Source organism: Rickettsia gravesii BWI-1 (genome assembly GCF_000485845.1).
GTDB classification, from domain to species: domain Bacteria; phylum Pseudomonadota; class Alphaproteobacteria; order Rickettsiales; family Rickettsiaceae; genus Rickettsia; species Rickettsia rickettsii.
The window spans coordinates 1-7,227 of sequence record NZ_AWXL01000023.1 but is presented as its reverse complement, the minus strand read 5'-3'; the positions used below and the strand labels follow the sequence as shown (position 1 = coordinate 7,227).

The following is a 7,227-nucleotide window of genomic DNA, read 5'->3' as shown; positions in this document are numbered from 1 at the left end:
TTTATATTTTAATGTAGCTGTTATATCAGACATACATGCTCATCATCTTTAATATTAACGCCAAGAAACGTTAACAAAAGTTAATAATTAAGTCAAGAAAATTTTAATAAAAATTAATCTTGTATTTCTAGCCATTGATTTAATAACTCGTCTAGTTTCTTTTTATCATTAATTAGTTGGCTAGTAATGCGGTTATATTTTTGAGGATTATCTAAATATAGATTAACGTCTTCAAGTTCTTTTTCTAAGTGTTTGATGGATATTTCTAGCTTTTCAATATCGTTGGGCAATGTTTCAAGCAAACGCTGATATTTATAAGATAGCTTTTTATTTAGAGGTTCTTTTTGAGAAGTTAGTGGTAGTGGTTTTGAAGCTTTTTTGGCTATAGGAGAGGTAGTAAAATACTGCTTATAATCTTCATAACCTCTTGTTAAATCATGAATTTTACCTTGAGCGAAAACTAAAGTTCTAGTAACTAACCTATCTAAAAAGTCACGATCATGACTCACGACTATTAAAGTACCTGAATAATCTGCAAGTATATCTAGTAAAATTTCCAGACTATCCATATCGAGGTCATTAGTCGGTTCATCTAAAATTAACAGATTTCCAGGGTTAATGAGAATTTTTGCAAGTAATAATCTATTAGCTTCACCGCCTGATAAAATAGTGGTTTTTGCATTAAGTAGTTTAGGATTAAACATGAATTGTTTTAAATAACCGGCAACATGCATGGTTTTACCGTTTGGCAAAAATACTTGATCACCGCCTGTAGGACATAAAGTTTGTTGTAATGTATGATTAGGCTCTAGTTTTTCTCTATGTTGATCAAAATATGAAATATCTAAATTACCGCCATATATAATTTTGCCGCTTTCAGGGGTAAGCTGTTGTGTTAGTAGTTTGATAAAGGTAGATTTGCCTGAGCCATTTGCACCGATTATACCAATTTTCTCGCCTTTTTTTACACGAAAGTTAAAATTATCAATAATTTTAGTATTTTTATAACTAAAAGTAATATTATCTGCTTCAATAATGAATTTACTTTTAGCTATATTTTCAGCAAGCTCTGCCCTAATTCTTTGTGTTGAACTAGCTAGTTTTGCAGTCTGTTCTTGTGTTATTGCTCTTAAAGCTTTCAAATCCGCAAGTCTCTTTTGATTCCGCTTACGTCTAGCAGTAACACCAGCATTTAACCATTCATTTTCTTGAGATAATTTTTTATTTAGTTTCTGAAGAGCGGCTTCTTCTTGGTTTATGATAATTGTTTGCCATTCATCAAAAAATTTAAATCCTTTATCGGATTTACGTAAAATTCCTCTATCAAGCCACCAAATTTTATTAGTAACATTTGAGAGGAATGTTCTATCATGACTAACGCAAATAATAGCACCGTTAGAAGACTTAACAAATTCTTCTAACCATTCGATTGTTGCAATATCTAGATGGTTAGTCGGTTCATCAAGTAGTAATATTTCCGGCTCTAATATTAAAGCTTTAGCAAGGCTTGCTCTTCTCAGTTGACCGCCGGAATAGGTGGATAAATTATCTGTTCCGTTGATTTGGAATTTTTCTAGAATTATATCGATTTGGTATTTATCTATTTCTTTTGTACTATCTGTTTGTTGTAAGACAAAATCATAAACAGTGAGATGAGTTTTTATAGAAATATCTTGTCTTAAATAACCGGTTGTAACTAAAGGATCTTGAAATAATTCACCGTTATCTAACTCATAATCACCTGATATTACTTTCATTAAGCTTGATTTCCCGCAGCCGTTACGTCCTATAAGACAAATCTTATCGCCTTTGTACAAATAAAGCTCTAAATCAGATAAAATTACTTTATCCGCAAAACTTAAGTTACCGTCTTTAATGTAATAAATTGGGGTCATAGTTGATTATTGGCTAGTTTTTATGTCATTCCTGCGAAAGCAGGAATCTAGAAAAATAACCTTAATATTGGTACAAAATTACATATTTGATAGAATAAACATATAAAAATAAGTTTTTATATGTTTTACTGAATTCCTGCTTTCGCAGGAATGACATTAGTTAAAGGTTGGTAGACGAAGTTTAATTTGGAAAAGCGCAAGGAGTCCATAAGACGAGGAGCGGAACGTATACTTAATACGTGAGTACCACAGCGCTTATAGGACTTTGTGCTAATTTTTCAAATTAAACGAGTATACTCTTAATCACTAAACTAGCATTAGTACCACCGAATCCGAACGAGTTGGAAAGCACGTAATCTATCTTAGTTTCCTTAGCTTTAAGTGCAACTAAATCTATATTCACCTCATCCATAGGGTTATCTAAGTTTAAGGTTGGTGGTGCAATCTGGTCTCTAATTGCAAGAGCTGAAAAGATAAACTCAACACTTCCTGCCGCACCAAGCAAATGTCCTATTGATGATTTAGTAGAAGACATTAAAACTTTGGGATTCGCTTCTAAAAATAATTTTTGTACGGCTGCTAATTCTATTCCATCACCAAGTGTAGTAGAAGTACCGTGTGCATTAATATAATCAATCATATCGGGCGTGATAGTTGCATCTAACATTGCGTCTCTCATCGCTCTATAAGCTCCTCTACCTTCAGGATGTGGAGCTGTCATATGATAGGCGTCACCTGTAGAGCCGTATCCTATAACTTCACCGTAAATTTTAGCTCCTCGATTTAAGGCATGCTCATATTCTTCTAAGACTACAACGCCTGCTCCTTCACCCATAACAAAGCCGCTGCGGTCTTTATCCCAAGGTCTTGAGGCTTTTTCAGGATTATCGTTATATTTAGTACATAATGCTCTAGCAGCAACGAAACCTGCAACTCCGACAGGTGTAACTGGAGCTTCCGCACCGCCTGCGATCATAACATCGGCATAGCCGTGCTTTATCATACGCATAGCATCGCCTATAGCATGTGCCCCTGTAGAGCAAGCTGTTACTGCCGCTTGGTTTGGACCGCTAAAACCGTATTTTATAGAAACAAGACCGGATAAAAGATTAATTAATGAAGCGGGGATAAAGAAAGGACTAACTTTGCCGTTATTTTCTTGATAAAGTTTGATAGAGGTATCTTCGATCATTTTAAGCCCGCCGATTCCTGAACCTAATATCAAGCCGGTTCTATCACGAGATTTTTCATCGTCGGGTAACCAGCCGCTATCTTCAACTGCTTCGGTTACGGCTGCTACTCCGTAATGGATAAATTTATCCATTTTACTTAGTCTATTAACGTCATCTGCTTGTGTGAAATTTTCAAGTTTAAATCCATCTTTCTCAGAGTTATCTATAAGTCCGGCAATTTTACACGCAAGTTTAGAAGTGTCAAATTCTGTAATAGTTTTTATACCGCTTACTCCATCTACAATATTTTTCCAAGATGAGCTAACATTAAGCCCAACAGGAGTAACAAGTCCAAGGCCGGTAATAACTACTCTTTTATTTACTCTTTGATTCGACATTTTTAATTATCTATTAGGGATTTAATTTATGCAGATTAAGATTGGCGTTCTTTGATATATTTTATAACATCGGCTACGGTTTTAATTTTAGTGGCTTCATCATCAGGGATATCAATACCGTATTCAACTTCTATTGCCATCATTAACTCTACGGTATCAAGGCTATCGGCTTTCAAATCTTCTATAAATCTTGAATCCGTAGTTATTATCGATTTATCTTTATTTAGCTTTTCAGCAACCATTTCAATAACTTTCTGTTCGATCTTATCCGTTGTACTCATAATTTTGAACTCCATAAATCATTTAATTTTATATGCCGTATAATAGCGGTTATTCAGCTATTAGACTTTATTTTAACTGTATGAATATTTATTTAAAATATTCATTGCATTTTATCTTTAAAAGAATTTCTAGCACAAAAAATTATTTTATGCTAGCACAAAATAATCTTATTAATTTTTATACCATTAACATACCGCCGTTTACATGTATAGTTTGACCGGTAATATATGATGCCTGATCGCTTGCTAAAAATGCGACTGCGTTTGCCACGTCTTCCGGCATACCGTAAGTACCTAGCGGAATTTTTTGTACTATAGCTTTTCTTTGTTTTTCATTTAGTTTATCGGTCATATCTGATTTAATAAATCCTGGAGCTACTGCATTAACCGTAATTCCTCTGGTTGCAACTTCGTAAGAGAGCGATTTGGTCATACCTATTAAACCTGCTTTAGAAGCACAATAATTAGCCTGCCCGGGGTTACCTGAAATTCCTACTATTGAAGATATGTTAATAATACGTCCATACCTGTTTTGTATCATTTTTTTTATTGCTTCACGATTTAAAATAAAATTTGCTTTTAAATTAATATCAATAACTTTGTCAAAATTTTCATCTTTCATTCTAATTGCTAGCGTATCGCTAGTAATACCGGCATTACATACTAAAATATCTAACTTTGATGCTTTAGATATTAAATTACTACATTCTTCCTTATCGGCAAGATTACATACTTCTATCGTATAATTATCTTTTACAACATTTCCAAGGGATTTTAATTTTTCCTCATTACTACCGCTAATAATTACATGGCTTCCGAGTTTGTGCAGTAACCTCGCTATAGCTCCGCCTATGCCTCCTGAAGCTCCCGTAATTAAGGAAGTTTTACCTGTTAAATCAATCATTTTCTTCCTCCGTTTGATCAAGATTTATATTAGTAATTTTTGACGATTTTTCACGTATTATTTTCTCAATTTCGTTGGAAATTTGTGGATGTTCTTTTAAATATTGTTTGACGTTTTCACGCCCTTGACCTATGCGTACGTTCTTGTAGGAAAACCAAGAGCCGGATTTCTCAACAATATCAAGCTTAACTCCAAGGTCGATTATCTCGCCTTCTTTTGAAATACCTGAACCGTACATTATATCAAAATCTGCAGTTTTAAATGGAGGAGATACTTTGTTTTTGACTACTTTTACTTTGGTTTGGCTGCCTATTACTTCTTCTTTATCTTTAATGGAGCCGATTCTTCTTATATCGATCCTAACAGAAGCATAGAATTTTAAGGCATTACCGCCTGTCGTAGTTTCAGGACTACCGAACATCACACCTATTTTCATTCTGATTTGATTGATGAAAACAGTAATACAATTGGTGCGATTAATTGATGCGGTAAGTTTACGCAAAGCCTGGCTCATTAACCTTGCTTGAGAAGCCATTTGAGCATCACCCATTTCGCCCTCAATCTCTGATTTCGGTACTAAAGCCGCAACACTATCTATTATTATCATATCAATACCGCTGGAGCGAATTAACGTATCGGCAATTTCTAGGGCTTGTTCACCTGTATCGGGCTGTGAAATAATAAGCTCATCAATATTTACGCCTAATTTTTTAGCATAAGCAGGGTCTAATGCATGCTCGGCATCAATAAAAGCACATGTACCACCCTTTTTTTGAGCTTCTGCAATTAAATGCAATGTTAGAGTGGTTTTACCTGAGCTTTCAGGACCGAAAATTTCGATGATTCTACCTTTGGGAACACCGCCGATTCCAAGAGCTATATCTAGCCCAAGTGAGCCGGTCGATACGGCCTCTATATCAACATGCGGACGCTGTCCTAGTTTCATTACCGAACCTTTACCGTAGCTTTTTTCAATTTGTGCGAGTGCTGCGGCAATGGCTCTTTCCTTATCTGTATTTGACATAAATTTCCATATTATAAACTTACCAATTAAAATATAAACTTGAGAAAGAAAAATCAAATTTTATTTATGTTATTGTGCTTGTAAGATTAAATCTTGACTTCCATACTAGGTGATGCTTAGATGTTAAATTTACTTGTGTTATGGTTAATTGATTTGGACTTGCTTACTATGTTACCAACTGAATTAACCTAGGACTATTAACAAAATAAATTTTAAAGCTAATTAAATTACTTGTTAACAGTCCCATAGTTCTCGAAAAAGCTAGATTTAGTAAAACCCTTATTAAATAACTTATCACATATGGTATCACAATTTCCGCAAACTGAATATATCGCTAAAGATAATTCATCATCTATATCTTATAAATTTAGATGGCATATTTTAATTATTTTAAGCATTTGCTTACTTTTGGTATCGATGGATGCTACAATCTTGCATGCTGTTATGCCTACTATAATCCTTGATTTAAAACCATCTAATTTACAACAATTATGGATAATCAATGCATATGCATTAATATTATCAGGTCTTCTAATTACCGCAGGTGCATTAGGAGATAGATTTGGTCGTAAAAGATTATTACTTTGAGGGCTTTTAGTTTTTTCCATCGCTTCAATGTTAGTTTATGTATTTGATAGCTCATGGGGATTAGTATTATGTCGTGCTTTACTTGGGTTAGGAGGATCAGTGATGATGCCTTCCATTTTATCAATATTGCGTAACATTTTTACTAATACACATGAACGTATGATCGCAATATCCGTGTGGGGAATAATGGCAACCGTAGGAGCAGCTATAGGACCAGTACTAGGAGGAGTATTGGTTGAGCTTTTAAGTTGGCAATTTGCATTTTTTATAAATGCACCTATTGCATTAGTAATTATTGCTTTTAGCATAGTTTGGATTCCTGAATCATTAATCCTAGTAATGAACTATGGGATTGGATAGGAATATTTCAATCGTTTTTTGGGATGGCAGCTTTAGTTCAAGGCATTAAGATGTTGGCTAAATACGGTATTATGAATCTAGTATCCGGCGGAATGCTATTAATTGGCATTGTGTTACTAATAATATTTACGCCAACTTAAAAGTGATGATCCGTTAGTGGATATGCGTTTATTCTTAATTAGCAATTTTAGTATTAGACTCTAGAGATTTATTATCGAATACTATATATCTTGGATTGCTTGGTATAGGAAGTAGTCTATGCCTCTCTACCACCGTAACAGTTATGATGAATGCAATACCGGCAGAGAGATCCGGAGGTGCAGCAGCATTACAAGAAACAGCATATGAATTAGGTAATGTATTAGGTATAGCTGTTATTGTTTACGTCTTTTATATATAGTAACAATCTAGTAATCCCTCACGGTGTTTCTGTATCACAATGGCAGAAATAGCTAGTGACTCAATCGGTGAAGGAATAATTATTGCTCAACAACTACCACCTTCATTTGCTCACGCATTAATTAAGGAGGTTAATATTACTTTTATAAATGCATTTAATATAGTAGGTATTATTCTAGGAATAATCATGCTAATATTGGCGGGTG

General features: G+C 34.2%; 7 protein-coding genes. 2 read left to right on the top strand and 5 right to left on the bottom strand.

Annotation, left to right across the window (positions count from 1 at the left end):
• Nucleotides 1-113: 113 nt before the first annotated feature.
• From RGRA_RS0107330 to recA, 5 genes are all read right to left on the bottom strand, one after another.
• A complete protein-coding gene (locus RGRA_RS0107330; RefSeq protein ID WP_017442630.1) occupies nt 114-1,895 on the bottom strand; it encodes an ABC-F family ATP-binding cassette domain-containing protein in 1,782 nt (593 codons plus the stop codon).
• A 283-nt stretch (nt 1,896-2,178) separates the two neighbouring features.
• Nucleotides 2,179-3,465 carry a beta-ketoacyl-ACP synthase II gene (gene fabF, locus RGRA_RS0107325; protein ID WP_017442629.1) on the bottom strand — a complete coding sequence of 429 codons (1,287 nt, stop codon included), beginning with the start codon at nt 3,463-3,465 and terminating at the stop codon, nt 2,179-2,181.
• 35 nt (nt 3,466-3,500) lie between these two features.
• Nucleotides 3,501-3,761 carry an acyl carrier protein gene (gene acpP, locus RGRA_RS0107320; protein ID WP_174345174.1) on the bottom strand — a complete coding sequence of 87 codons (261 nt, stop codon included), beginning with the start codon at nt 3,759-3,761 and terminating at the stop codon, nt 3,501-3,503.
• 163 nt (nt 3,762-3,924) lie between these two features.
• On the bottom strand, nt 3,925-4,650 hold the full coding sequence (fabG, locus tag RGRA_RS0107315) for a 3-oxoacyl-ACP reductase FabG (protein ID WP_017442627.1): 726 nt from the start codon (nt 4,648-4,650) through the stop codon (nt 3,925-3,927).
• Entirely contained in the window at nt 4,643-5,674 is a 1,032-nt protein-coding gene (recA, locus tag RGRA_RS0107310) for a recombinase RecA (protein WP_014411056.1), read from the bottom strand. The genes fabG and recA overlap by 8 nt, the downstream gene beginning before the upstream one ends.
• A gap of 300 nt (nt 5,675-5,974) precedes the next feature.
• Between recA and RGRA_RS12670 the strand changes: the two genes are divergently transcribed.
• Nucleotides 5,975-6,262 carry a hypothetical protein gene (locus RGRA_RS12670; protein ID WP_174345172.1) on the top strand — a complete coding sequence of 96 codons (288 nt, stop codon included), beginning with the start codon at nt 5,975-5,977 and terminating at the stop codon, nt 6,260-6,262.
• Between the two features lie 27 nt (nt 6,263-6,289).
• The gene (locus RGRA_RS13900) at nt 6,290-6,622 is read left to right on the top strand and encodes an MFS transporter (protein ID WP_236609857.1); all 333 of its coding nucleotides are present in this window, start codon (nt 6,290-6,292) and stop codon (nt 6,620-6,622) included.
• Nucleotides 6,623-7,227 lie beyond the last annotated feature (605 nt).